Origin of the sequence: Arthrobacter rhizophilus (assembly GCF_026241105.1) — a bacterium.
Classification (GTDB): domain Bacteria; phylum Actinomycetota; class Actinomycetes; order Actinomycetales; family Micrococcaceae; genus Arthrobacter.
Genome location: NZ_JAPFFT010000002.1, coordinates 100918 through 125870 on the forward strand (window position 1 = coordinate 100918; position 24953 = coordinate 125870).

Consider the following 24953-nt stretch of genomic DNA (forward strand, 5'->3'; position numbering starts at 1 on the left):
CAAAAGCGTCGGGAAACCTGTGACATCCGGAATGCGGACCAGTTTGTGATGTTTGCCTAGTGCGAGGCCGAGGGGTCTTCCTTGACGTTGGTTCCGGCAATCGCATCGCGTGCCGCACGGCGCAGTTTCTTATCGGAAACGGCCCGCTCCCCCACGGCTCCAGGCGTCCAGGCATTCAAGTCCTCTTCGCTGAACTCAGTCTTGGAAGGACGGCGCTTGACGGAGATTCCGGTGACACCGTCCGCAAGGCGGCGCGTCACCAACAGGAAGCCGGTGTGGGCAACCATGCGGTGGTCGGGACGGACGGCAAGGCCTTCGAGGTGCCAGCCCCGGACCATGGACTCCCATGCGTCCGGTTCCGTGAACCGACCGTCGGCACGGATGGCTTCGGCAGTACGGGAAAGCTGGGTGACGGTGGCCACATAGTTGATCCATACACCTCCGGGGGCCAGGACCGTCGCTACGGCGTCCAGGCATTCCCAAGGAGCCAGCATGTCGAGAACCACGCGGTCAACGGAGCCCGGTTCTTCACTGCGGACAACTTCCTCCTGGAAGTCGCCCAGCGAGATCTTCCACGCCGGGTGCGGCCCGCCGAAAATGGTTTCAACGTTGCCGCGGGCGATGTCCGCGAATTCTTCGCGGCGCTCGAAAGAGTGGAGGTAACCGGCGTCGCCCACTGCGCGGAGCAAGGAGATCGAAAGTGCACCGGAACCCACACCGGCTTCCACCACGCGCGCGCCCGGGAAGATGTCCGCCATGGTCACGATCTGGCCGGCATCTTTGGGGTAGACCACGGCGGCACCCCGGGGCATGGACAACACGAAATCGGAGAGCAAGGGCCGGAGCGTCTGGTACTGCTGGCCTACGTTGTTTGCCACGACCGAGCCGTCAACCTTGCCGATGATTTCGTCGTGGTTGAGGAAGCCGCGGTGCGTGTGGAAGGCGCCGCCTTCTTCCAACGTGATGGTGTTCATCCGGCCGCGTTCGTCCGTGAGCTGGACCCGCTCCCCTACACGGAACGGTCCGCGGCGCCTTGCCGCACCAGTCGGCTGGGTGGCAGGGTTGGCGGCGGTGGCCGTGTAGTCGGCGGCGGTTTCGCTGCTCATGGGTGTTTCCTCGATCCTGTACGGCTGGGCCGTCAATTGTTGCCGCCTGGCGGCGTGCAGTGCTGTCCGGGTTATTTCGCGGCCGGCAGGTAACTCTACCGGGAAAGGTCTTACGGGCGCCCGCTCCGGCGGGCTACTTTACCCGTAATGGCTGTCACTACGGCCTGCTGCCGCAGCAGGCCGGTGACGGTGCCGACGTCGTCCACCACGGCGTATTCGCCTCCGTCAAGCTGGGCCAAATACTGGATCAGCTCCTGGCCGCTGGATGTCCGGGGCACGTAAGCACCCTCGGCGAGCGGGGTTGAAACTGCTGTGACCAGTGTCGTGGATATTTCCGAGGCAGGCACGGCCGCAGTCGCCGCCGGATCGACGAGACCTTGCGGCCGTCCGTCCGGTCCGCAGATCACGACGGCGGGAGTACCGTAGGGTGCCACGCGCAGGACATCCGCGACGGTAGCCGAGTTGGGAATCCCGACGGCGGGTTCGGCCAGCGCAGCGGCACTCACCAAGTGGAGGCGGCCGCGGAGGGTGGCGTGCTTGATGGCGCCCGATGCGCCCATCCAGAGGAAGCTGCAGACCAGGATGGTAATGAGCATCAGGGTGAGATCGGGCGTGTTACCGCTCAGTAAGGGCAACGCGATGAACCAAATAACCAGGACGATCACGATGACCCGTCCTGCCCAACCGGCTGCCACCGTTCCCTTTTCCTGGCTGCCGGTTGCTTTCCACACCGCGGACTCCACCAAACGTCCTCCGTCAAGGGGAAGACCCGGGAGCACGTTGAAAATACCGATCAGCAGGTTGGCCCACATGAAGATATTCGTCAAGGTGTCCCCCACTCCGGTGAAGACACCTGCCGTCAGCATCAGCCAGGCTGCGCCCGCGAGGACGAAATTCGCAGCCGGTCCCGCCAAGGCAACAACCACCGAGCGGCCCGGGGAGGCGATGAAGGTCTCAAATTGCGTGTGGCCGCCCCAGAGATTCAACACGATTTTCTCGGTGGGCCATTTGAAAGCCTTGGCGCTCAACGCGTGGGCCAGCTCGTGCACCAGCACGGAGAGCGCGAGCAGGACCGCGTAGGCAAAGGCAACAAAGTAGGCGCCAATTCCCAAAGAGTGGTTGCGCACGAGCAAAGCGGGTCCATAGGCGATGACCGTGAACGCGGCAATGATGAACCAGGAGTAGGCAAGGTATACGGGAATTCCACCAATACGGCCGAGTGGAATCCCGTCCTTCCTGCCGCGGGTGCTGTGGCCGCCATTCCGGGGAGTACTCACCTAGTTCGCCTGTCCAAGGAGGGCGCCGTCAAGTGCATCGGCGGCCGCCCGGGCCATAACGAGTGCTTCGAGATCGGCTACCTTCCGGCCCTCAAGGGTGTCCCAGGTTGCCCTGCGGGGGTCCTCGGGAAGTGCCATCTGGTGCGGAATTCCGACCGTGACCACGCCGGACGCGATCGCGGCCGCAACTCCTGGGACCGAATCCTCGAGTGCGACGCAATGATCCGCGGTCAGCCCAGGGTCTGCGCCTTGGAGGCGCCCGACGGCGGTGAGGTAAGCCTCCGGGTGGGGTTTTCCTTGCCTGACGGTGTCCCCCGTGATGAGGAATTCAAAGTACGGCTTGGGGAGATTCGCCACGACTTCCCGCGCCATCGGGCCTTCGGACATCGTCACGAGGGCGCAGCGAACACCCGTTTGGTAGAGCTCGTCAAGCAATTCCTTCGCTCCGGGACGCCACGGCACCTCAATGCGGAGACGGTCGAGGACATGGCCGCTCAAGATGTCCACGATCTCCCGCTTTGCCAGGTTCACACCGCCCGCCTGGAGAATACCTGCCGAGTGCATCAGCGACTGTCCTACGAGCTGCATGGCTTGTTCGTGGCTCCAGACGCCACCGTGGGACTCTACGAGGGCGCATTCTGCGGCAATCCAGTACGGCTCGGTGTCCACCAGGGTGCCGTCCATGTCCCATAGCGCGGCTTTGAGGAGGGGCTGGGTGGCTGAGGCATGCATGCCATCAAGTCTACGTGGAAGCGAGGGAGGCAATTGTCGTTCTACGCCCGGCGCGAAGTGTGGCCACGCCGACCCCTTAGGGCCATGCGTGGGTGGCGGTCTTGGACGTAGGGTGAGTGGATGAACAGTTTGGACGGAGCCCCTGACGGACAGGCCACTTCACCGGAGCCTGAGCGCCTTCTCCAGCCTGTACCCGAGGGCAAGCGCATCACTGTGATGCTGGCGGCTTTCGAAGGCTGGAACGACGCCGGCGAGGCGGCCAGTGATTCCCTGCACTACTTGAACAAGTTGTGGCAGGGAAAGAAAGTGGCATCCGTAGATGCCGACGATTACTACGACTTCCAGTTCACCAGACCGACGGTACGACGCACCGCGGCCGGAACCCGCAAAGTGAAATGGCCTTCGACGCGCCTCTACAAGGCCAGCGTCCCGGACAGCAATGTGGACGCGGTGTTCGTGCTCGGCACCGAGCCTTCCTATCGGTGGCGTGCCTACACCGCCGAGCTTCTGGTTCATGCCGAAACGCTCAAGGTTGACTACGTCGTGCTGATTGGCGCTCTCTTGGCCGACGTCCCGCACAGCCGCCCGATCCCCGTCAGCACCACTTCGGATGACAGTGGATTGAGGCAGCGCCTGAACCTGGAGGCCTCACAATATGAGGGACCGGTAGGCATTGTCGGTGTCCTGGCCGAATTTGCCCTGCTGGCGGGCCTCCCTACGGTATCGCTGTGGGCGGCCGTACCGCACTACGTCGCACAGGCACCCTCCCCCAAGGCACAACTGGCCATTTTGAACAAGATCGAAGATCTTCTTCAGGTGCCCCTGGAAACGCATGCATTGAGCGAGGAAGCCGAGGCATGGGAGCGCGGCGTGGACGAGCTGGCCACCGAGGATCCGGAGATCGCCGCCTACGTGCGGCAACTCGAAGAAGCCAAGGACACTGCCGACCTTCCCGAAGCAAGCGGTGAATCCATTGCCCGCGAATTCGAGCGCTACCTCAAGCGCCGGGGCAAGGATAAGCCCTGACGGCTCTGCCGCCACGGCTAATCCCGCCGGTGCCCGGTTCGACTTTCGTTCAGGAAGCCTAGAGTTCGACGCCGAGCAATCCGTTGACGGCGTCGCCCACCAGCGCTGTGTCCAGCGCGCAGGGCTTTGCGTTGGACTGTTCGCTGAGGGCGGCTGCCGCCCAGGCATCGACGGCGGCGATCGCGCCGGGAGCGTTGAGATCGTTGGCAAGCTCGGCACGCATGCGTGTGAGCAGTTCCGCGGCAGTCCCCTCGGGAGCAGCGTCCAGGGCTGCGCGCCACGTTTTGAGCCGCTCCTTGGCTTGCGCAAATCCTTCGTCGGTCCAGGACCAATCCGAACGGTAGTGGTTGGCCAGAATCGCCAAGCGGATTGCAGCCGGTTCTTCGCCCTCGGCGCGGAGCTTCGACACAAGCACGAGGTTGCCCTTGGACTTGCTCATCTTTTCGCCGTCCAGGCCCACCATTCCAGCGTGGGCATAGTGGTGCGCCAGGGGTACACCGCTGAGCGAGTATGCATGGCCGGCGCCCATTTCGTGGTGCGGGAAGACCAGGTCCGAGCCCCCGCCCTGCACTGTGAAGGGAGCGGGCAGGTACTTCTGGGCAATGACAGTGCACTCAATGTGCCAACCGGGCCGTCCGTCGCCCAGGCTTGCACCGGGCCAACTCGGTTCGCCGTCGCGGGCAACGCGCCACAGCAAAGGATCGAGCGCATTGCGTTTCCCGGATCGGCCGGGATCTCCGCCGCGTTCCGCGAAGAGTTCCAGCATTTCCACTTCACCGAGACCTGAGATGTCGCCCAAGGTCCAGGCATCCGGACTGTCCGAGCGCTTGCCCGCGGCCTCGACGTCGTAATAGACGTCGCCGTCAGGCTCACCGTCGGTGCCGTGCACCCGGTAGGCAAGTTCGTCCGCGATCAGTCGTTCAATCGCCGGGACAATCATCGGGATGGCCTCGACGGCCCCGATGTAATGGTTGGGCGCCAAGACATTCAGGGCGTCCATGTCGGTGTGGAAGAGTTCGATCTGGCTCGCGGCCAGCTCGCGCCAGTCCACGCCGGTGGCTGTGGCGCGCTCCAGGAGGGGATCGTCGACGTCGGTGACATTCTGAACGTAGGCAACCCGCTGACCGCTGTCCCGCCATGCCCGGTTGAGGAGGTCGAAGGCGACGTAGCTGGCCGCGTGCCCCATGTGGGTGGCGTCGTAGGGGGTGATGCCGCAGACGTACATTGATTGCTCGCCGCGCGGCTCGATGTCCACCAAGGCCTTGAGGGTGGTATCAAACAGCCGCAATTGGGGCATGCTGCCGGGCAGTTCAGGCACAGGGCGGGAGGTCCACGATTTCACAGCCTCAACCATAGTGCTAGGCGCTGATGACATTGAAACCGAGCAATACATAAAGGGCAAGACCAACGAGGATCCGGTACCAGACGAAGACCCGGTAACTGTGGGTGGAAATGAACTTGAGGAACCATCCGATGATGATGAAGCCCACGACGAAGGCGATGGCCGTGGCGAGGGCTGTCTCCGGCAGGCCGAAGGGTCCGGTGATTCCTTCCTTCGACACCACCTTGTACAACTGGTACAGGCCACTGCCGAACACGGCCGGGATGGCCAGCAGGAACGAATACCGCGCCGCGGCTTCACGTGTGTAGCCCATCAGCAGGCCGGCGGTAATGGTTCCGCCGGAGCGGGAGACGCCCGGGATAAGTGCCATGGCTTGGGCCAGCCCGTAGAGGATGCCGTGCTTGTACGTCAGATGGCTCAACTCCCGTTCCTGCCGGCCAACGGCGTCGGCTACCGCAAGGATCATGCCGAAGACGATGAGCATGGTGGCCACGATCCACAGGCTGCGGAGGACGGATTCGATCTGGTCCTGGAAGAGCAGGCCAAGCACGATGATGGGCAGGCTGCCGAGGATGACCAACCAACCCATTCGGGCGTCGGGATCGTCCTTTGCCACCTTGCCGCGCAGCGATCCGGACCAGGCCCGCACAATCCTGACGATGTCCCGCCAGAAGAAGACGATGACGGCCGTCTCGGTGCCCAGCTGCGTGATGGCCGTGAAAGCGGCACCGGGATCCGCCGCATTGGGCAGGAACGAGCCGACAATACGCAGGTGTGCGCTTGAAGAAATCGGAAGGAATTCCGTAAGGCCTTGCACAAGGCCGAGGAAGGCCGCTTCTATCCAGTTCACGTGAATAGACCCTACGTCATGAACTACCCGAACTCCCCGTAAGCTATCAGCTATGCAGCAGCGTTACGTCGGCAATAGCGGGTTTCGGGTGTCCACCCTTTCCCTGGGCACCATGTCCTGGGCGGAAGAAACGGACGAACAGGATGCACGGGAACTGCTCCACACCTTCGTTGCGGCAGGCGGCACCATGATTGACACCGCGGCCTCCTACGCAGGCGGTCAGGCCGAGGCCCTTCTGGGGTCCATGCTGGGCGACGTCGTGGCGCGTTCCGAGGTTGTCCTCTCCACGAAAGCAGGAGTCTCGACGTCGGACGTCCGCCGCACTGTCGATGCCTCCCGTGGCTCTCTGTTGTCCGCTCTCGACGCCAGCCTTGCCCGCTTGGGAACCGACTACGTCGACATCTGGTTCGCCCAGGCATGGGACGGCAATGTTCCGCTCGACGAAACGCTTTCGGCGCTTGACCTTGCGCTGCGGTCGGGACGCGCGCGGTACGTCGGCATTTCCAACTACAACGGCTGGCAGACCGCGAAGGCGTCCGCCGTGGCGGAATTCACTGTCGTGGCCAACCAATCCGAATACTCCCTCCTGCACCGGAAGCCGGAAGAGGAACTGGTACCGGCCGTTGAGGACGCCGGCCTGGGCCTCATGGCGTGGGGGCCGCTCGGGCGCGGCGTGCTCAGTGGCAAATACAGGGGACAGATCCCTTCCGACTCACGCGCGGCCGAGGGGCGCTTGAGTAGTTACGTCGAAAAGTATCTCGACGCGCGTGGAGCGCGAATCGTCGAAGCGGTGGCCATGGCGGGGCGTGGATTGGGACGCTCCGCGGTGGACGTATCACTGAGCTGGCTGCTTTCCCGCCCAGGCGTATCTACGGCGGTAGTGGGCGCGCGCAATGCGATCCAGCTCAAGGAGTTGCTCGATGCGCAACTAGCGCCTCTTCCCGCCGAAATTTCGCGGGCACTGGAAGACGTTTCAGGGATCTGACTCCGCTGAAACTGCGGCACTACTGATCGGGCATTACTGGCCCGGCACTACCGATGGCACTACTGATCAAGGATTTCCAGCTCGTCTTCATCGAGGAGTTCATTGTTGTCCTCATCGCCATCTTCTTCATCGTCGTCAAACACCTGAAGGGGTGTGACTTCCGAGTAGGCCTCGTATAGTGAGTCCTCATATACCTCAAAGGCATCTGCAACGGCGAAAAACGCAGCCTCCACAGCGGGATCTCCTTCGCCCCGGCGGGCGGAAGCGGCAATCAGGTGCTCTTCCAAGGCGGCTGTCAATGACTGAAGCGCGACACGCGGATCGATGCTCATGACTTCACGTTAGCCCGAAAAAGACGAAAATGGAGAGGGATGAGAGAACAATTTCTGAGCAGTTCAGTGGAGCGTCAGCGGGACTACGCAAGGCAGTACGAGTATCTCGTACTGACCGTCAGCCCTGACGATTCCTTGCCCGAGGCGCGGCGTCGGCTCGTGGAGCACTCCGAATATGGCAAGTGGGAACTGGAGCGGAGCATCCTCTATATCGGCGGCGGTCGCCGCTTCTGGCTCCGCCGTAGAGTGCTCAACGTGCAGCGCACCGTCTAGCCGCGAGGCCTCGTTTCGGGGTCCCCGATTCAGCTTTCGAGCGGTTCAGCCTTCGAGCGGGCCGAGCCACGCGTTGGCGACAGTGGTGTGCGCTGACTCATCGTTGGAGGGATGGAAAATCCCCGCCAGCACATCGCGATACAACCGTTCAAGTTCGGAGCCATGGAAGTAGCTGGAGCCTCCGGAAACCCGGATTGCCACGTCCACCATGCTCCGGGCGTTCTCGGTTGCCCGCACCTTGAGTCCGACAAACTTCGGAAACCACTGGGAGCCGTGGTCGACCAGTGCGTCCACGTCATGGGCAACTGATTCTAGATGCGGCTGGATGGAATCCATGGCCATTGCGGCGTCGGCAATCCTCCAGCGGATGTCCGGATCTTGCGAAAAGCTCCGGCCGCCGTACTTCGCCGAGGTCCTGCGCTTGGCGGCCTCAACGGCCAAAGTGAATGCCCGTTCCCCGATGCCCGTGTACACCGCCGCGAGCAGCGTTTCGAAGCACGCGAAAATCGCGAAGATCAACGGATCCTGGCTGGGTCCGACGGGCAGTTTCCGGAAGATGCGCCCGGACGGAACCACCGCACCCTGCAGGAGCGTGGTGTTCGATTGGCTTGCGCGCATGCCCAAGGTATCCCAGTCAGCGAGGGTCTCGTGACCCGGGCCATCACGTTGGATAAAGCCGAAGACCAGCTCGCCATCCCCGTTCCGCGCACCACCGTCCTTGCCGAAGATTCCGAGGCGCGTCCAGGCCGGCGACAGGCTCGTGAAGATTTTCCGTCCCGTGAAGCTGTACCCACCGTCGTCCTGCGGCTCGGCCGTGGTCCCAGAGTCAAACAGCATGGAGTCGTTGCCTGCCTCGGAAATCCCGAAGGCAAAGACCTCGCCGTTACCGGCTTCCTTGAGGACAAAGCCGAGGGAGTCGTCTCCGCGGGCGGCGAGGACATGGGCGACGCCGGTCCAGACGAGGTGCATGTTGACGGCCAACGCGGTGGCCGGGGCAGCCGTTGCAAGACGGCGCTGAAGTGCCGCCGCCGCTTCGAGCCCGAGCCCGAGTCCGCCGTCGGACTCCGGGACGAAGATCTTCAGGTAACCCGCCGCAGCGAGCTCTCCCAGGTCTTCGCGGAAAAACGAGTTGTCCCGGTCATAGCCTGCGGCGCGGCTCCGGATGCGCTCCAGCAGTTCGTCCGGCAGGATCTCCTCGGGAGTCACCACGTTCTCCTTAGTAGTTGCTCAGCAGGGTGTTGAGCACCCTGGACCCGAACTTGAGCGAATCGGCGGGAACGCGTTCGTCAACTCCATGGAACATTCCAGTGAAGTCAAGTTCCTCCGGCAGCATCAGGGGCGCAAACCCGTAGCCGGTGATGCCGATCTTGCTGAGCGACTTGTTGTCGGTGCCGCCTGACAGTGTGTACGGCAAGACCTTGGCGCCGGGGTCCTCGGAATGGAGCGCATCGATCATGGCGTCTACCAGGTTGCCGGCAAACGGCACCTCCAAGGACACGTCCTTGTTGACGTAGCTGACGTCCACACCTTCTCCGGCAAGTTGCTTGATGGTTTCGAACACGAGCTCCTGCTGGCCGGGCAGGGTGCGGCAATCCACCAGTGCTTCCGCGGATTCCGGGATCACATTGTGCTTATATCCCGAGCTCAGCAGTGTGGGGTTCGAGGTGTTCTGCAGAGTGGCTCCGACGAAACGCGCCACGGTGCCGAGTTCTTTCAGCAGGATCTCGGGGTTGTCCGGGTCGAATTCGACGCCGGTCAGTTCGGTGACGCCGTCGAGGAATTGGCGGGTGGTGGGTGTCAGTTCGATGGGCCACCGGTATTCCCCGATGCGCGTGACTGCGCCCGCAAGACGGGTGATGGCGTTGTCGGTGTTGATTTGCGAACCGTGCCCGGCCCGGCCGTGGGCTACGAGGCGCAGCCAGGAAAGGCCCTTCTCGGCAGTCTGGAGCAGGTAGGTGCGCTGGCCTCCGATAGTCGCGGAGAAGCCGCCTACTTCGGAGATCGCTTCCGTCGCGCCGGCGAACAGTTCACGGCGGTGCTCGACGGCGTACCGCGCACCGTGGTTGCCGCCCGCTTCCTCGTCGGCGAAGAAGGCAAAGATGATGTCGCGCTTCGGCTTGCGTCCCGTCCGGGCGAAGTCACGCATGACGGAGAGAATCATGGCATCCATGTCCTTCATGTCCACGGCACCCCGACCCCAAATGAGGCCGTCTTTGAGTTCACCGCTGAAGGGATCCACGGACCACTGGTCCTTGAGCGCGGGAACGACGTCAAGGTGGCCATGCACCACCAGGGCGTCGGCTGAGGGGTCCTCCCCCGCCATGCGCGTCACGACGTTGGCGCGCCCCGGAGCGGATTCAAAGATTTCAGCGTCCAATCCCACTTCGCTAATCAGCGCCGCGGTGTATTCGGCGGCAGCACGTTCCCCGGGACCGGAATCGTCACCGAAGTTCGAGGTGTCTATCCGGATCAGTTCCTGGCAAATCCGGACTACTTCGTCCTCGGGTCGGATATCAGTCATGGAACTCTCCTCGCTGGCTGGGATTCGTGTACTCCGGCGGGCAGGCGTCAAGGTGCGGACGCTCCCGCGGGCTTTCCCAGCCTACCCACCGGCCGCCCGTTTGGACGCGTGTTTTCCGGTGTTTTGACGCGGACTGGGAGGAACTAATTGCCGGTCCCGGCACCTTCGCCAGCCCCGATTTTTTTATTTCCCAGAAACCGTGTTAGAGTTTTTCTCGCTGCTTCGGAGGAAAGAGAAGCGCCGGGAGGCGCAGAACGAAGGCTCCGAACACCACCTGCGCGGGTGGCGGAATGGCAGACGCGCTAGCTTGAGGTGCTAGTCCTCGAAAGGGGGTGGGGGTTCAAGTCCCCCTCCGCGCACAATTATAAGGCCCGGAATCGTAAAGATTCCGGGCCTTATTTGTTTAATATGAATTTGCTTTTTCAGCAATTGATGGGGCGTTCATCACATTCATTAAATTCCTGCAGAGTCGATTGGATTCGTGGGCGTTAGCGCCAGAATTCGGTGAGCTGCTTGGCAAGGGCCCTGCCTTGCTCGTCACCGGCTCGAGCGGCGGGCGGACGCAGCGACAGATCCATCGCGTTGGCACCGAACATATGCTCGGAGCTGCTGTCCGGGAAGATCGTTTCGACTCTGCTACCGCGTGCCCGTAGTTCATCGACCTGTGTTGCAAGATGCATGCCCCAGTCCACCGGAGTCCGGGATCTGCCGCTGAACGGTGACAGCACCAACACCCGCGCGTACCCGGCTGCCAGATCGGCATTCTCGGCGTTGGATCGGTAGCCGCCGTCGATATATCGGCTGCCGCCGATACGGTAGGCGAAGGCACTGGCACAGCTGGCGGCCACGGCGTCCACCAAGTCGACCCCGCTGTGGCGGTCGAACACGACCGGTTCGCCGGTATGCGCATTGACCGCCGTGATGAGCATCCTTTGTTCCGGCCAGTGCTGGCTAGGCAGACGGGCGGCGACGGTATCTCGCCACCGCGTTTGCGCAGAACCGGCTCCTACAGTGCCGTACGACGCCGCCTCCATTTCGAGGGCCGCCGCGCCGATTCTGCGGCGCATGTCGGCTGCATCCTCGGCGGCGGCGATGATTCGACTCGTTCTCTCCATATGGTTCGCCGCCGTGCCAACGCGAACGCGTCCGGCGTCGGGTCCCACTGAAGCGGTCCGCGGCTGGGGTGCAGCGGAGAAGATGTCGGCAAACAGTTGGGCCGGGCTCGCGCCGGTAATCTGGGCCGCGGCCGTTGATCCAGCTGACGTGCCGATGATGAGATCAGCCTCGGTCACATCCAACCCGGCATCGAAGAGGCCGGCGATGACGCCGATCAGCCAGGCGTTGCCTGATGATCCGCCACCACCGAGGACCAGCGCTCGCTCACCCGCGGCGCGGACCCGTCTTGTGGCGTCCAACTGCGGCTGACCCTGGCCGGACCTCGGCAGGTCGGAGGCTGTCGTCGAAATGGAGTGCAGAGGTGAAGAAGGTGTCGTGTTCATGGGAGTCGCCTTTCGCGAATTGCCTGTGGGGCGCTCCCGGTCGCGACTATTTCAGTCGCGCGATCGTGGACTGCGAGGGAGCACCCATTGCGGATACTGCGTTCATGGGACTCACCTCCTGTCGATAGATCACGATCACTGAAAAGCTAGCACGCCGCGACGCGGTGCGCTACCGGGCGGTTTCCAACCTCGCTCCGGCACCCTAAAGCGCGGTCACGGATCCGCTGAAGTTCCTCCTGCCGCTGCGGGGGTTCCAGGCGACATAGTCAGAAGCCTCCCAAGCCCCCGAGTCGGAGTGTAGCGTACTGATTTCCAAAGCCACCCACGCCGGGAGGAACACGGGTGCCTCGAAATTCACGTCCCAACGGAACGCCTCCGATTTCACCGAGCCAACGTCCGCCAAGGCCCGGGAGGCAAGGTACATGCCGTGCGCTATGGCTCGCCGAAGCCCCAGTGCCTTGGCGGAGAGGACGCTGAGGTGGATCGGATTGAAGTCCCCGGACACCGCAGCATAGAGACGGCCGGTATCCACGCCGAGCTGCCAGACGGCCGTCGGCACAGGAGGAGTGAACTCCCTCGGCGCGGCGGCTGCAGCCGCCTTGTCGACTCCCGGCAGGAACACTCCTTTGGCCAAGTACGTGGAGACACCCCGCCAGAGCAAGGCCCCGTCACTGCTTGAACGGACCTCGGCGACGACGTCCAGCTGCGTTCCAGCCCTATGGCCCCGCATGTCCTCGGCCCAGGACCGGATGTCGAGCCGTTCGCTGAATTGGACCGCCCGCAAATGATCCACCTGGTTCCGCAGGTGGATCATTCCGAGCAGCGGAAGCGGGAAGTCGTCGCGGTTGAGAACACTCATGGCTACCGGAAAAGCGAGGGCGTGGATGAAACCTGCAGGCAGAACGTCGCTGGCGCTCTCTCCAACCAGATGCTGGTAGGCGGTGAGGTTCCCGACGTCGGCCTGCACCCCACGGACCTCATGACTGCCTTGTGGCAGCTCATTGGCGGCCTGGAATCCCAGCATCCTTCTCCGCGCCGCCGTAGCCGCCGCATTCACATACAGCTTTGAGAGCGACGGCAAGTCCCCCAGGATGAGCGGCTGTTCTGTACTCATGCACCCACCAGGTTCTGCCCGCATACCCTCAGCACTTCGCCCGAGATCCCGGCGGCCGCATCCGATGCCAGGAATGCGATGGCCTCTGCGACGTCGCCCGGCTGGCCGCCTTGCTGGAGGGAATTGAGCCGTCGGGCCACCTCCCTGGTAGCGAAGGGGATTCGGGCAGTCATGTCTGTTTCGATGAAGCCGGGGGCGACTGCATTGATGGATCCACCGCCTTCTGCCAGCAGGGGTGCCGTGGCGCGGACCATTCCGATCACTCCGCCTTTGGAAGCCGCGTAGTTCGTCTGCCCGCGATTCCCTGCGATGCCGCTCGTGGAAGCCACAGAGACGATTCTGGGGGCTTTGCTGAACCGCTTGGACTCCAGAAGCGCCTCGTTGATTCGCAACTGCGAGGCGATGTTGACGCCGATGACCGAGTTCCAGCGACTTTCGTCCATGTTGGCCAGGAGCCTGTCCCTGGTGATGCCGGCGTTGTGGATGACGATGTCAAGGCCGCCATGGCGTTCCATGGCGTGGTCTATGATCCGTTTCCCCGCGTTCTCCGCCGTGATGTCCAACTGCAGGGCGGTGCCGTGGACCTCGTTGGCGACGGCTGCGAGGTGGTCCCCGGCGGCGGGGATGTCCACCACCACCAGCCGGGCGCCGTCGCGGTAGAGGGTGCGCGCGATCGCCGCACCAATTCCACGGGCGGCCCCCGTGACCACGGCGACTTTGCCATTCAGGGGCTTGTCGGCGTCGGCGGGTAGCTGGCCGGCACCCGTGGTGACCGTCAGGAACTGCCCATCCACGAACGCGGACCGGCCCGACAGGAAAAAGCGCAGTGCACCCAGTGTGCTGGGGCTGGTTGTGCCGGCGCTGCCTCCAAGGAGAATGCCGTTGGCTGTGGCGCCCGCCCTGAGCTCCTTGGCCAGCGAACGCAGCAGCCCGTCGACCCCTTGGCGTCCGGCAGCGACAGCCGGGCTTGCCGCGGAGGCGGAGGTGCGCGAGATCGTGACGACTCTTGCGCACGGGACCAAATCCCGGAGCGATTGCGCGGCCGTGAGGACGGGGCCGCCTAGGTCATCAGGGTGCTCAACGTCGTCGAGCACCACGATGATCGCCCCGAGCTTCTCCTTGGGCAGTGCATTTCTCCGCACATCCAGCCCCCAGCCGAGGAGCGCTGCCGCCAGTTCATCGGCGCCTGATGCGTTCCCGTTCCCCAGCAAAAGTACCGGCCCTGGAGCCAAAGGTTCTCCCGCTTTGTACCTCCGAAGCACGGCAGGTTGGGGCAGTCCAAGTTTCTTGGCTAGGTCCTTGCCGATCCCCTGGCTGACAAACTGTGTGTATTTGTCGGTCATGCCGGCTACCGCCCTTCCGGAGCGGAGTAGGCCTCGAGGATCGCTACGACGCCCTGTCCTCCGGCGGCGCAAATGGAAATGAGTCCACGGGCGGGACGACCGTCCACCGGGCCGTTCTCGTGCAGCATCTTCGCCAGCGTTGCGACTATCCGTCCACCAGTGGCAGCAAAAGGATGGCCGGCGGCGAGGGACGAGCCGTTGACGTTGAGCTTGGCGCGATCGATCTTGCCGAGGGCGCCGTCCAAGCCCAGGCGGTTGCGTCCGAATTCTTCGTCTTCCCACGCAGCGAGCGTACTCAGAACGGTGCCCGCGAAGGCTTCGTGGACTTCGAAGAAATCGATGTCTTCGAAGGACAACCCGTTGCGGGCGAGAAGCCGTGGCACCGCAAAGACAGGGGCCATGAGGAGTCCGTCCTTGCCGTGAACGAAATCGACGGCGGCCGCTTCGCCATCGACGACGACGGCCAGTTTGGGCAGGCCGCGGGCGTCGGCCCATTCTTCCGTTCCCAAGAGCACGGTGGAGGCGCCGTCCGTGAGCGGGGTGGAGTTGCCCGCCGTCATAGTGGCCTCCGCTCCGAGGCTCTTGCCGAAGACGGGGTTAAGCGTCGCCAGCTTTTCCATGGACGTATCCGGGCGAAGGTTCGAATCGCGGCTCAGGCCACGGTAAGGAGTCACGAGGTCATCAAAGAAGCCGCGCTCGTAGGCCGCGGCGAGATTATGGTGGCTGTTGAACGCGAGCTCGTCTTGGGCCTCGCGGCTGATCTTCCACTGGGCCGTGGTCAACGCCTGGTGCTCACCCATGGACAAGCCGGTCCGCGGCTCCCCGGTGTTCGGGGCATCCGGGGCCAGATCCTTGGGACGAAGCCGGGACAGGACCTTCAGGCGCTCGGGCAGCGATTTGGCCCGATTGAGGTCGAGCAGGATTTCGCGAAGTCCCTCACTTACGGCAATAGGGGCATCGGACGCAGAGTCGACGCCGCCCGCGATGGCCGAGTCGATCTGGCCGAGCTTGATCTTGTTGGCCAGGCCGAGGACTGTCTCGAGGCCGGTGGCGCACGCCTGCTGGAGATCGTAGGCCGGCGTCTCCGGCGACAGCGCTGAGCCGAGCACCGCTTCGCGTGTCAGGTTGAAGTCGCGGGAGTGTTTCAGGACAGCACCTGCGGCAACTTCACCGATCCGCTCCTCCTGGAGCCCGAAACGGGCAATCAATCCGTCCAAGGCGGCCGTCAGCATGTCCTGATTGGAGGACTTGGTGTAGGCGCCGCCGGTTCGCGCAAAGGGGATCCTGTTGCCGCCAACCACCACGGCTTTGCGAAGCGTGACCCGGCCGGTGGCGGTTTCCTGTGGTGCGCTCGCGGACTCTGCTGCTTCAGGCATGCGTTTCTCCTTATGATCACATTCGGGTTACTGATACCCAGCGTACCTGATACGCTGGGTATCGTGAACATCCCGAGCCCAGCACTTTCGGCCGGCGCCCCTGCCGAGAGCGCCGCCCTGGCAGACGGTCGGAGCCCCGCCGTCGACGGCCGCGCCACCCGCTGGCAGAGCCACCGCGAGGAACGCCGCCGCGAACTCATCAAGGCCGCCCGCAAGGCTGTCCACGCGCTGGGCAGCGACGCGTCCATGGAGGACATAGCCGCCGCCGCGAACACCTCCAAGTCGGTGTACTACCGGTACTTCGGGGACAAAGCTGGCCTGCAGCAAGCCATGGGCGAAGTGGTGCTTGGACAGATGCAACGCCGGATGAAGGAAGCAGCGGAAAGCGCGCAGACTCCACGCGAAGGCTTGTTGGCCATGGTCTCGGCCTACTTGCAAATGGCAGAGTCGAGCCCCAACGTCTATGCATTCGTCACACGACTCACGCACGGGGAGCCCTCCGCCCAGGACGCCATTGCCGCTTCCGGAGCCCTCGGCCACTTCTTCGAGTCGATCAGTGCCATGATCGCCAAGCCCATGCGGGAACACCTTGGGGCGGAAAAGGAAGCACTCATTGAGTACTGGCCCACCGCTGCAATCGGGCTCGTCCGCAATGCCGGCGAAATGTGGCTAGCTAGCCCAGCCTCCCCAGCGAAGCCCAACCAGGAAACCATGGCCTCCCGGATCACCGATTGGCTGTGCGTGGGAATCGCCTCCGAACTCAAGACCAACTCCGCAGAAAACCAGCAATGACACATCAGTTGTTCGGAACCAAAGAAGGAATCAACATGACTGAAGTAGTGGATCGCACGCCCTCCAGCACCCGTGAGCCTGCCGGCACCGCTGCAACCGCACAGCCCGCAGCACCCGTAATGGATGTAGCGGCGCTCGGCGAACTACTGCTGGGCAAGTGGGCCCACATCCGGCGTACGGCGCGCGACCTCGCCGGCCGCCCGGAGGTACACAAGATCGAAGGCCTGACACATACCGAGCACCGCGAGCGCGTGTTCGGGCAGCTGAAGTACCTCGTGGACAACAAGGCGGTACACCGGGCCTTCCCCTCCAGCTTGGGCGGTTCGGACGACCACGGTGGCAACATCGCAGGCTTTGAGGAACTCGTCACAGCCGATCCTTCACTCCAGATCAAGGCCGGCGTGCAATGGGGGCTATTCGGTTCCGCCGTCATGCACCTCGGTACCGAGGAACACCACAACAGCTGGCTGCCGGGCATCATGAGCCTGGAGATCCCAGGCTGCTTCGCCATGACCGAAACCGGCCATGGTTCCGATGTTGCCAGTATCGCCACTACGGCCACGTACGATGACGCCACCCAGGAGTTCGTGATCAACACGCCGTTCCGTGCAGCGTGGAAGGACTACATCGGCAACGCAGCCGAAGACGGCTTGGCCGCCGTCGTGTTCGCCCAACTAGTGACCCGCAATGTGAACCATGGCGTCCACGCGTTCTACGTTCCGCTCAGGGACCCGGACACCAAAGCATTCCTTCCGGGAATCGGCGGGGAGGACGACGGTGTCAAAGGCGGCCTCAACGGCATCGACAATGGCCGGCTTCATTTCAGCGATGTCCGCGTCCCCCGCACCAACCTGCTCAACCGCTACGGCGACGTCTCCCCTGACGGGGAATACACCTCCCCGATCGCCAGCCCGGGACGGCGATTCTTCACGATGCTTGGCACGTTGGTGCAGGGCCGTGTCTCCCTGGATGGCGCAGCAGTAGCCGCGAGCAAGGTGGCTTTGACCACCGCCATCCGATATGCCACCGAGCGGCGCCAATTCAACGCCTCCTCTCCCACCGACGAGGAAGTCCTGCTGGACTACCAGCGGCACCAGCGCCGCCTGTTCACCCGGCTGGCCACCACCTTTGCTGCAAGTTTCGCGCACGAGCAGCTGCTCGAAAAATTCGACGACGTCTTCTCCGGCCGGCACGACACCGACGCCGACCGCCAGGACCTGGAGACCCTCGCCGCGGCGCTCAAGCCCTTGAGCACCTGGCACGCTCTCGACACCCTGCAGGAATGCCGTGAGGCCTGCGGCGGCGCCGGATTCCTCATCGAAAACCGTTTCGCCTCGCTCCGCGCAGACCTGGATGTCTACGCCACCTTCGAGGGCGACAACACCGTGCTGCTCCAGCTCGTCGCAAAGCGCCTGCTGGCCGACTACGCCAAGGAGTTCCGCAATGTTGACTTCGGCGTATTGGCGCGCTTCGTCGCAGCCCAGGCGGCGGACGTCGCGATCAACCGCACCGGGCTGCGGCAAGTGGCGCAGTTCGTGGCCGACACGGGATCCGTCCAGAAGGCAGCTTTGGCCCTGCGGGACGAAGAAGGACAGCGCACACTGCTGACCGACCGGGTGCAGTCGATAGTGGCGGAGGTGGGTTCGGCACTCAAGGGTGCGAATAAGTTGCCACAGCACCAGGCCGCCGCCCTGTTCAACCAACACCAGGACGATCTGATCGACGCCGCCCAGGCCCACGCCGAACTCCTGCAATGGGAAGCGTTCACGGAAGCCCTCGTCAAGATCAGCGATCCCGGCACACTTCAGGTGCTGACGTGGCTTCGCGATCTCTTTGGTCTCTCGCTCATCGAAAAACACTTGTCTTGGTACCTCATGAACGGCCGCCTCTCCATGCAGCGCGGGCGCACGGTGGGCGCCTACATCAACCGGCTCCTCATCAAGATCCGTCCCCACGCCCTGGATCTGGTTGATTCCTTCGGCTACGGTCCGGAGCACCTGCGCGCGGCCATCGCGTCCGGAGCCGAGAAAGAGCGCCAGGACGAGGCCCGCAGCTACTTCCGGGCACAACGAGCCAGCGGCAACGTTCCAGCCGATGAGAAGACCTTGCTTGCATTAAAAGGGAGGAAGTCCGGCTAGCATCCTGCCGGGACCGGCAGGTGAACAGTTGCCGAATCCTTAACGACGACGGCGCCGCACCCCTCAAGCGGGAGTGCGGCGCCGTCGTCGTTCCTTCCCAAGTGACTCGCACTTAAAGTCGTTTTGGTCGCCCAAAACGACACCTACTGCTAGCTAGTTGGGCTCGTGGGTTAGAGGCTCAGGGGGCGAGGACTGAACGATAGACCTCAAGGGTTGTCTCGGTGATGGACTCCCAGGAGAAGTGCTCCTCCGCCCGGACGCGGCCCGCGGCGCCCATGACCTTGGCCCGCGCAGGATCGGACACAACCTCGTTGAGGGCGGCGGCGAAATCTGCGACAAACTTTTCGGGATCCAGCGGGGTGCCGGTACCGTCCGTGACCTGCTCCAGTTCCACCAGCAGTCCCGTTTCACCGTGCTGAACCACTTCGGGTATGCCGCCCGTAGCGCTTGCCACCACGGCCGCGCCACATGCCATGGCCTCGAGGTTGACGATGCCGAGGGGCTCGTAGATCGACGGGCAGGCGAAGGCCGTGGCATGGCTGAGGACCTGGATGAGCTCATGCCTCGGAAGCATGCGTTCGATGACCAGGACACCTTCGCGTTTGCTCTGCAGGTCCTCGATGAGCCGGGCCGTTTCCGCTGCAAGTTCCGGAGTGTCCGCCGCGCCCAAGCAAAGCACAAGCTGCACGTCTTCCGGCAGGCTCGCGGCCGCCTTCAGGAGGTAGGGAACACCCTTCTGGCGCGTGTTACGCCCAACGAAGACCACACTGGGCTTGGCGGGGTCGATGCCGAGGGCGCGAATTGCGTCTTCGCCTTCGTCCGGCTGCCACATGACGATGTCGATGCCGTTGTGGACGACTCTGACCTTGGCCGGATCCACGTTCGGATAGCTACGCAGGATGTCCTTCCGCATGCCGTCCGAGACGGCAATGATAGCCGCGGCGGCCTCATAAGCGGTCTTTTCAACCCATGAGGACAACGCGTAGCCACCGCCCAACTGCTCCGCTTTCCACGGCCGCAACGGCTCCAGGCTATGGGCGCTGAGCACATGGGGTATCCCATGCAACAGCGACGCCAGGTGGCCGGCCATGTTGGCGTACCAGGTATGGGAATGGACCAGGTCCGCTCCGGCGATGTCCGGCACGATGCGCAAATCCACGCCGAGGGTCTGCAGGGCGGCATTGGCCGCACTCAGATCCTCCGGTGTGGAATACGACGTCACCGTTGCACCGTGGAAGTCCGCCTCACGGGGCGCGCCGAAGGCACGCACCTGCAGATCCACATGTTTTGCCAGGACGCGGCTGAGCTCGGCAACATGCACGCCGGCCCCGCCATAGATTTCGGGTGGAAACTCTTTAGTCACAATGTCTACGCGCACGCTACCTAACGTAGTCCTTCCGGAGTATGTGTTCTAGTGTGAAAGGGTCCGGCAACCCGGGCTTTTTTCGGGGGCTACAAAGACGTACAGGGAGAGCAAACACCATGGCGTTGAAGAAAGTATTGTCAATTGTGTTGGCTGGCGGCGAAGGAAACCGCCTTATGCCATTGACGGCAGACAGGGCCAAACCTGCGGTGCCGTTTGCAGGGGGCTATCGTTTGATCGATTTCGCTCTCTCGAATCTGGTCAATTCGGGGTATCTGCAGATCGTGGTGTTGACCCAATACAAGTCGCACAGCCTTGACCGCCACATTTCCGAGACCTGGCGGATGTCCACCCAGTTGGGCAAGTACGTGGCCTCGGTTCCCGCCCAACAGCGCGTGGGCAAGAGCTGGTTCCTCGGCAGCGCGAATGCCATCTACCAGTCCCTGAACCTGATTCACGACGCCAGCCCCGACATTGTGGTGGTTGTCGGAGCGGACCACGTCTACCGCATGGACTTCCAGCAGATGGTCCAACAACACGTGGCCAGCGGAGCCAAAGCCACGGTCGCCGCCGTCCGCCAGCCGCTGAACATGGCCAACCAGTTCGGTGTGATCGAGGTCGACAAAAACGATCCCCAGAAGATCTCAGCGTTCGTGGAAAAGCCTGCAGAAACAGAGGGCCTCGCGGCAGATCCCACGCAGTTCCTTGCCTCCATGGGCAACTACGTATTCGATGCCGACGCACTGGTGGAAGCACTTCGCATCGATGCGGAGCGTCTGGACACCAAGCACGACATGGGCGGCGATATCATCCCTTACTTCGTTGGGCAGGGCGAAGCAGGCGTCTACGATTTCACGCTCAACGACATTCCGGGATCCACCGACCGCGACCGCACCTACTGGCGCGATGTAGGCACCATCGATTCGTTCTATGACGCGCACATGGACTTGATTTCACCCGTCCCTGTGTTCAACCTGTACAACTCGGAATGGCCCATCTACACGCGGCAGAGCGTTTCACCGCCAGCCAAGTTTGTTAGGGGCGACAACAACACGGTCGGCACGGCGCTGGACTCCATCGTGGCCAGCGGCTCCGTGATCTCCGGCGGAATCGTGGAAGGATCCGTCCTCTCCAACGATGTCTACGTTGGACCGGCAAGCAGGATCCAGGACTCTGTGTTGATGGACAAAGTGCGCATCGGCGAAGGCGCAGTGGTCAAGCGAACCATCATCGACAAGAACGTGAAGGTTCCTGCCGGGGCTGCCATTGGCCTGGATGCCGACCTCGACCGTGCCCGCGGCTTCAAGGTCACCGAATCCGGAATCACGGTACTCGCCAAGGGTCAAGTGGTACCGGAGCCTGACGCTTCCGAGCTCTCCCTGGCTGCCGAATACCGGCTCTCCGTACCTGAGGCGATCAAAGCCGCCACAGAGAAATTCCCCGACATCCGGGATTCGGCCGAGCAGGTCACCAAAATCCAGGCTTCCTCGGTAGAAGTCTGACCCAGGCTCCAGGAACCAAGAGCAGCCCACGGCCTCTCCGGCGACAACAGGTATTCAGCCTCTGTCGCCGGGGAGGCTTTGCTGTGCCGGACCCTGTAAAATTGAGCCAATGAGCCCCGCCGATTTGACGCCTGAAGAGATCCAGGCCGCCCTCAAGGTCCTGAATACAATCCACGTTTATGACGAGGAGCACCCTGACTACGTCGCCGTCCGTCGTGCCACGGGGAAGATGTTCAAGGCCGTCAAGCGCCACCGCCGGGTCACCAAACGGGACGAGATCGCGGAAGCCGACCGCGCGGTCCTCGCCTTGACTGCCACTGCGGCCCCGGACAGGATCGACGACGAGACGCGCGGCAACAAGCTAGCCACCTCTGCCACGGGCGAAATCGCTGGCCATCTCATCCGCTCGAGGCCCTGCTACATCTGTAAACAGCACTACACGCAGGTAGATGCGTTCTACCACCAGCTGTGTCCGGAATGTGCGGCCTTCAGCCACAGCAAGCGCGATGCCCGTACCGAGTTGAGCGGACGCCGTGCGCTGCTCACGGGCGGCCGCGCCAAGATCGGCATGTACATCGCCCTGCGCTTGCTCCGCGACGGCGCACACACTACTATCACCACCCGTTTTCCCAAGGACGCCGCACGCCGCTTTGCAGCCATGGAGGACAGCGCGGACTGGTTGCACCGGCTCAGGATTGTGGGCATCGATCTCCGCGACCCTTCGCAGGTCATGGCCCTCACCGACTCACTCAATGAAGCCGGTCCCCTCGACATCATCATCAACAACGCCGCCCAGACGGTCCGCCGTTCCGGGAACGCGTACAAACCCTTGGTGGACGCCGAGGACGAGCCACTGCCGGAGGCCCTGCAAGCGGCCAATGGCGGTCCGGAGCTGGTCACGTTCGGACACGCCCACGACAAACATCCCTTGGCCATCACCCATAGCGTCACCGAGCGTCCGGTACTGGCAGGAGATGCGATTACCTCGCTCGCCCTGTCCACTGGCTCCGCGTCGTTGGAGCGAATCGCTACAGGCACCGCGATCGACGCCGGCGGATTGGTCCCCGACCTTGCGACGATCAACAGCTGGACCCAAGTGGTCGACGAAGTCGATCCCCTGGAGATGCTCGAGGTTCAGCTTTGCAACGTCACGGCGCCATTCCTCCTGGTCAGCCGGCTCCGCGAGGCCATGAAGCGCTCCACGGCACGCCGAAAATACATCGTGAACGTCTCAGCGATGGAAGGGCAGTTTTCCCGCGCCTACAAGGGCCCCGGGCACCCGCATACCAACATGGCAAAGGCTGCGTTGAACATGATGACGCGGACCAGCGCGCAAGAGATGCTGGACCTTGACGGGATCCTGATGACCGCCGTCGACACCGGTTGGATCACGGACGAACGTCCGCACTACACCAAAGTCCGGCTCATGGAGGAAGGCTTCCACGCACCGCTCGACCTCGTGGATGGAGCAGCGCGCGTCTACGACCCCATAGTCATGGGCGAAAACGGCGAAGACCAGTACGGCGTCTTCCTGAAGGACTACAAGCCCTCCCCCTGGTAATCCCAGGTGGAGGGCCGCGGGCCGCTCACGTCAATCGCGTTATCTCAACGGTCACGGTCAGGCCTGAGCCGCCGCCGCCGGACAAAATGCCCTTCAAGGGCGGAACATCCCGGTAGTCCCGGCCCCGCGCCACAGTGACGTGGAGATCTCCGGCAGGCTTGTGGTTGGTGGGATCCCAACTGCGCCATTCGCCGTCCCACCATTCCAGCCACGCGTGGGATTGGCCTGCGACCGTTTCGCCAATCTCGGCCGTGGGCCGCGGATGGATGTAACCGGACACGTACCGGGCTGGAATGCCGCAGCTGCGAAGCGAGCCGATGGCCAAGTGGGCCAGGTCCTGGCAGACTCCTTGACGCTGATTCCAGGCTTCCTCGGCGTTGGTGGTGACGCCGGTGGTGCCCTTCACGTAGCTCATTTCGCCGCGCATCCATTCGAAAACCGCCATGGCTGTCTCGTGCGGGTTCTTGCCGGCCACGACGGTGGGAATGATGCCGAGGACTTCCTCCCCTGGACCGCTGAGCTGCGACTGCGGCAGCCAATCGCTGAACTGGTCCCGGATCTCGTCCGAGCCCATCACATCCCAGCCAACGATCTCTTCGTCCAGGGCCACGCGTTCCACCCGGTGGACTTCAACGGTGGTAGTGGCCAACACCTCGAGGCGCTCGTGCGGCATCTGCATATCGAACGCGGTCACGCGGGTGCCCCAATAATCACGGTAGGTGCTCACGGCAGCCTGCGACGGCGTGATCTTCAGTGAGGATTCAAGGACCACCTGTTGCGGATCGGTCAACGGCGTCATGCGTGCCTCGTTGTACGACAGAGTCACGCGCCGGTTGTATTTGTAGGCCGTCTTGTGGACGATGCTCAGCCTGGTCATGAAACTTCTCCCACCCAGGCCAGTTCATCCGCCTGATTGAAGTACTTACGGGAAATCGCGTCGGAGGCCTGCGTTACTGCCTTCTGAACCCGGTCCATGTGCTCGGGCAACTCGGACATGAGATCGTCCGTGCGGTGGAACTCAAGGAACGTGCGGGCCTGGCCGACGATCCGACGGGCGTCATTGATGAAGCCCACCCGCTGGGCGGAGGGATCCAATTTGGCAAGGCACTCGTCGGCGTCGCGCAGGGCGAAGACGATGGAGCGTGGGAACAAACGGTCCAGCAGGAGGAACTCGGCAGCGTGCTGGTCTCCGAAAGCAGCACGGCGGGTCCGCAGGAACGACTCGTATGCGCCAGCGCAGCGCAGCATGTTCACCCAGGACATTCCAGCGGAGAGGACATCCCTGGTGGACAGCATCCGCGCGGTCATGTCGGCACGTTCGAGCGAGCGGCCGAGCACCAGGAAAAGCCAGCTTTCGTCGTGGCTCACAGTGGTGTCCGCGAGGCCCCTGACCATGGCGGTGCGTTCCAGTACCCAGTTGCAGAAACGGTACGTACCCACGACGTCTTTACGGTGCTGGTTCAGCCCGTAGTACGTGGTGTTCAGGCTCTCCCACAACGAAGACGACACGGTCTCCCGTGCCCGGCGCGCGTTCTCGCGCGCAGCCCCCAGCGAACCCGCGATGGAGGTGGCACTCGTCTTGTCGTAGGCGAGGGCGTGAAGCAGCTCGGGCAAGCCGAAATCTTCACTCTGCGGCCTGGCCCCCATGACAGCAAGGAGTTCCCTCGCCACGCTGCGTTGCTCTTCGAGCGGAAGGTGGTTCAGTCGTTCGAGATGGACGTCCAGGATTCTGGCCGTTCCGTCGGCGCGCTCCACATAGCGGCCGATCCAGAAAAGGGATTCAGCAATACGGCTCAGCATGGGGCTGTGCCTCCTTCGGGT

General features: G+C 63.2%; 22 protein-coding genes and 1 tRNA gene. 8 read left to right on the forward strand and 15 right to left on the reverse strand.

What is annotated here, in order from left to right; all coding sequences use genetic code 11:
- Positions 1 to 56: 56 nt before the first annotated feature.
- From OOZ51_RS02965 to OOZ51_RS02975, 3 genes are all read right to left on the reverse strand, one after another.
- The gene (locus tag OOZ51_RS02965) at positions 57 to 1106 is read right to left on the reverse strand and encodes a tRNA (adenine-N1)-methyltransferase (RefSeq protein WP_265977403.1); all 1050 of its coding nucleotides are present in this window, start codon (positions 1104 to 1106) and stop codon (positions 57 to 59) included.
- Between the two features lie 110 nt (positions 1107 to 1216).
- Complete coding sequence (locus tag OOZ51_RS02970) at positions 1217 to 2383, reverse strand: site-2 protease family protein (RefSeq protein ID WP_265977404.1); 1167 nt, start codon at positions 2381 to 2383, stop codon at positions 1217 to 1219.
- A complete protein-coding gene (locus OOZ51_RS02975; protein WP_265977405.1) occupies positions 2384 to 3115 on the reverse strand; it encodes an HAD family hydrolase in 732 nt (243 codons plus the stop codon). It abuts the gene before it with no gap.
- A 120-nt stretch (positions 3116 to 3235) separates the two neighbouring features.
- Between OOZ51_RS02975 and OOZ51_RS02980 the strand changes: the two genes are divergently transcribed.
- Entirely contained in the window at positions 3236 to 4141 is a 906-nt protein-coding gene (locus OOZ51_RS02980) for a PAC2 family protein (protein WP_265977406.1), read from the forward strand.
- Between the two features lie 58 nt (positions 4142 to 4199).
- Here OOZ51_RS02980 and mshC read toward each other — a convergent pair whose 3' ends face one another.
- Both mshC and OOZ51_RS02990 read right to left on the reverse strand, forming a co-directional pair.
- Complete coding sequence (mshC, locus tag OOZ51_RS02985) at positions 4200 to 5483, reverse strand: cysteine--1-D-myo-inosityl 2-amino-2-deoxy-alpha-D-glucopyranoside ligase (RefSeq protein ID WP_265977407.1); 1284 nt, start codon at positions 5481 to 5483, stop codon at positions 4200 to 4202.
- A gap of 16 nt (positions 5484 to 5499) precedes the next feature.
- Entirely contained in the window at positions 5500 to 6333 is an 834-nt protein-coding gene (locus OOZ51_RS02990) for an undecaprenyl-diphosphate phosphatase (RefSeq protein ID WP_265977408.1), read from the reverse strand.
- Between the two features lie 52 nt (positions 6334 to 6385).
- Here OOZ51_RS02990 and OOZ51_RS02995 point away from each other — a divergent pair, with 52 nt between their 5' ends.
- Positions 6386 to 7318, forward strand: coding sequence for an aldo/keto reductase (locus tag OOZ51_RS02995; protein WP_265977409.1), 933 nt, complete (start codon positions 6386 to 6388; stop codon positions 7316 to 7318).
- A gap of 59 nt (positions 7319 to 7377) precedes the next feature.
- Here OOZ51_RS02995 and OOZ51_RS03000 read toward each other — a convergent pair whose 3' ends face one another.
- Complete coding sequence (locus tag OOZ51_RS03000; protein ID WP_265977410.1) at positions 7378 to 7650, reverse strand: hypothetical protein; 273 nt, start codon at positions 7648 to 7650, stop codon at positions 7378 to 7380.
- Between the two features lie 39 nt (positions 7651 to 7689).
- On the opposite strand from OOZ51_RS03000, the gene OOZ51_RS03005 reads away from it, so the two are divergent.
- Positions 7690 to 7923, forward strand: a complete 234-nt coding sequence (locus OOZ51_RS03005; RefSeq protein WP_059389241.1) for a DUF5703 family protein — start codon at positions 7690 to 7692, stop codon at positions 7921 to 7923.
- Between the two features lie 45 nt (positions 7924 to 7968).
- On the opposite strand, the gene OOZ51_RS03010 is transcribed toward OOZ51_RS03005, so the two are convergent.
- Both OOZ51_RS03010 and OOZ51_RS03015 read right to left on the reverse strand, forming a co-directional pair.
- Complete coding sequence (locus OOZ51_RS03010) at positions 7969 to 9129, reverse strand: acyl-CoA dehydrogenase family protein (protein ID WP_265977411.1); 1161 nt, start codon at positions 9127 to 9129, stop codon at positions 7969 to 7971.
- Between the two features lie 10 nt (positions 9130 to 9139).
- Positions 9140 to 10444, reverse strand: coding sequence for a M20/M25/M40 family metallo-hydrolase (locus OOZ51_RS03015; RefSeq protein WP_265977412.1), 1305 nt, complete (start codon positions 10442 to 10444; stop codon positions 9140 to 9142).
- 276 nt (positions 10445 to 10720) lie between these two features.
- On the opposite strand from OOZ51_RS03015, the gene OOZ51_RS03020 reads away from it, so the two are divergent.
- A tRNA-Leu gene (locus OOZ51_RS03020) sits at positions 10721 to 10803 on the forward strand.
- 129 nt (positions 10804 to 10932) lie between these two features.
- On the opposite strand, the gene OOZ51_RS03025 is transcribed toward OOZ51_RS03020, so the two are convergent.
- The 4 genes from OOZ51_RS03025 to OOZ51_RS03040 all read right to left on the reverse strand — a co-directional run bounded on the left by OOZ51_RS03025 (position 10933) and on the right by OOZ51_RS03040 (position 15776).
- Positions 10933 to 11943: a patatin-like phospholipase family protein gene (locus OOZ51_RS03025; protein WP_265977413.1), complete on the reverse strand. Its 1011-nt coding sequence runs from the start codon at positions 11941 to 11943 to the stop codon at positions 10933 to 10935.
- A 202-nt stretch (positions 11944 to 12145) separates the two neighbouring features.
- The gene (locus OOZ51_RS03030) at positions 12146 to 13057 is read right to left on the reverse strand and encodes a MaoC family dehydratase (RefSeq protein WP_265977414.1); all 912 of its coding nucleotides are present in this window, start codon (positions 13055 to 13057) and stop codon (positions 12146 to 12148) included.
- Positions 13054 to 14400, reverse strand: coding sequence for a 3-oxoacyl-ACP reductase (locus OOZ51_RS03035; RefSeq protein WP_265977415.1), 1347 nt, complete (start codon positions 14398 to 14400; stop codon positions 13054 to 13056). Before OOZ51_RS03035 ends, OOZ51_RS03030 begins: the two co-directional genes overlap by 4 nt.
- A gap of 5 nt (positions 14401 to 14405) precedes the next feature.
- Positions 14406 to 15776: an acetyl-CoA C-acetyltransferase gene (locus OOZ51_RS03040; protein WP_265977416.1), complete on the reverse strand. Its 1371-nt coding sequence runs from the start codon at positions 15774 to 15776 to the stop codon at positions 14406 to 14408.
- Positions 15777 to 15839: 63 nt separating this feature from the next.
- On the opposite strand from OOZ51_RS03040, the gene OOZ51_RS03045 reads away from it, so the two are divergent.
- Both OOZ51_RS03045 and OOZ51_RS03050 read left to right on the forward strand, forming a co-directional pair.
- On the forward strand, positions 15840 to 16568 hold the full coding sequence (locus OOZ51_RS03045; RefSeq protein ID WP_416346339.1) for a TetR family transcriptional regulator: 729 nt from the start codon (positions 15840 to 15842) through the stop codon (positions 16566 to 16568).
- 35 nt (positions 16569 to 16603) lie between these two features.
- Positions 16604 to 18706 (forward strand): acyl-CoA dehydrogenase family protein, encoded by a 2103-nt coding sequence (locus OOZ51_RS03050; RefSeq protein ID WP_265977418.1) that lies wholly within the window; start codon positions 16604 to 16606, stop codon positions 18704 to 18706.
- A gap of 178 nt (positions 18707 to 18884) precedes the next feature.
- On the opposite strand, the gene glgA is transcribed toward OOZ51_RS03050, so the two are convergent.
- Positions 18885 to 20084, reverse strand: coding sequence for a glycogen synthase (glgA, locus tag OOZ51_RS03055; protein ID WP_265977419.1), 1200 nt, complete (start codon positions 20082 to 20084; stop codon positions 18885 to 18887).
- A gap of 104 nt (positions 20085 to 20188) precedes the next feature.
- Here glgA and glgC point away from each other — a divergent pair, with 104 nt between their 5' ends.
- A complete protein-coding gene (gene glgC, locus OOZ51_RS03060) occupies positions 20189 to 21571 on the forward strand; it encodes a glucose-1-phosphate adenylyltransferase (protein WP_265977420.1) in 1383 nt (460 codons plus the stop codon).
- Between the two features lie 109 nt (positions 21572 to 21680).
- Positions 21681 to 23132 carry an SDR family oxidoreductase gene (locus tag OOZ51_RS03065; RefSeq protein WP_265977421.1) on the forward strand — a complete coding sequence of 484 codons (1452 nt, stop codon included), beginning with the start codon at positions 21681 to 21683 and terminating at the stop codon, positions 23130 to 23132.
- A 25-nt stretch (positions 23133 to 23157) separates the two neighbouring features.
- Here the strand turns inward: OOZ51_RS03065 and OOZ51_RS03070 are convergent, their stop codons facing one another.
- Together OOZ51_RS03070 and OOZ51_RS03075 are read right to left on the reverse strand one after the other, a co-directional pair.
- Positions 23158 to 24009, reverse strand: a complete 852-nt coding sequence (locus OOZ51_RS03070; RefSeq protein WP_265977422.1) for a transglutaminase family protein — start codon at positions 24007 to 24009, stop codon at positions 23158 to 23160.
- A complete protein-coding gene (locus tag OOZ51_RS03075; RefSeq protein ID WP_265977423.1) occupies positions 24006 to 24932 on the reverse strand; it encodes an alpha-E domain-containing protein in 927 nt (308 codons plus the stop codon). Before OOZ51_RS03075 ends, OOZ51_RS03070 begins: the two co-directional genes overlap by 4 nt.
- Positions 24933 to 24953: the final 21 nt, after the last annotated feature.

Coding starts and splice junctions, on each gene's coding strand:
- OOZ51_RS02965 (WP_265977403.1), bottom strand. CDS start 1,106: ATGAGCAGCGAAACCGCCGCCGACTACACGGCCACCGCCGCCAACCCT.
- OOZ51_RS02975 (WP_265977405.1), bottom strand. CDS start 3,115: ATGCATGCCTCAGCCACCCAGCCCCTCCTCAAAGCCGCGCTATGGGAC.
- OOZ51_RS02980 (WP_265977406.1), top strand. CDS start 3,236: ATGAACAGTTTGGACGGAGCCCCTGACGGACAGGCCACTTCACCGGAG.
- OOZ51_RS02995 (WP_265977409.1), top strand. CDS start 6,386: ATGCAGCAGCGTTACGTCGGCAATAGCGGGTTTCGGGTGTCCACCCTT.
- OOZ51_RS03000 (WP_265977410.1), bottom strand. CDS start 7,650: ATGAGCATCGATCCGCGTGTCGCGCTTCAGTCATTGACAGCCGCCTTG.
- OOZ51_RS03005 (WP_059389241.1), top strand. CDS start 7,690: ATGAGAGAACAATTTCTGAGCAGTTCAGTGGAGCGTCAGCGGGACTAC.
- OOZ51_RS03015 (WP_265977412.1), bottom strand. CDS start 10,444: ATGACTGATATCCGACCCGAGGACGAAGTAGTCCGGATTTGCCAGGAA.
- OOZ51_RS03025 (WP_265977413.1), bottom strand. CDS start 11,943: ATGAACACGACACCTTCTTCACCTCTGCACTCCATTTCGACGACAGCC.
- OOZ51_RS03030 (WP_265977414.1), bottom strand. CDS start 13,057: ATGAGTACAGAACAGCCGCTCATCCTGGGGGACTTGCCGTCGCTCTCA.
- OOZ51_RS03035 (WP_265977415.1), bottom strand. CDS start 14,400: ATGACCGACAAATACACACAGTTTGTCAGCCAGGGGATCGGCAAGGAC.
- OOZ51_RS03040 (WP_265977416.1), bottom strand. CDS start 15,776: ATGCCTGAAGCAGCAGAGTCCGCGAGCGCACCACAGGAAACCGCCACC.
- OOZ51_RS03050 (WP_265977418.1), top strand. CDS start 16,604: ATGACTGAAGTAGTGGATCGCACGCCCTCCAGCACCCGTGAGCCTGCC.
- glgC (WP_265977420.1), top strand. CDS start 20,189: ATGGCGTTGAAGAAAGTATTGTCAATTGTGTTGGCTGGCGGCGAAGGA.
- OOZ51_RS03065 (WP_265977421.1), top strand. CDS start 21,681: ATGAGCCCCGCCGATTTGACGCCTGAAGAGATCCAGGCCGCCCTCAAG.
- OOZ51_RS03070 (WP_265977422.1), bottom strand. CDS start 24,009: ATGACCAGGCTGAGCATCGTCCACAAGACGGCCTACAAATACAACCGG.
- OOZ51_RS03075 (WP_265977423.1), bottom strand. CDS start 24,932: ATGCTGAGCCGTATTGCTGAATCCCTTTTCTGGATCGGCCGCTATGTG.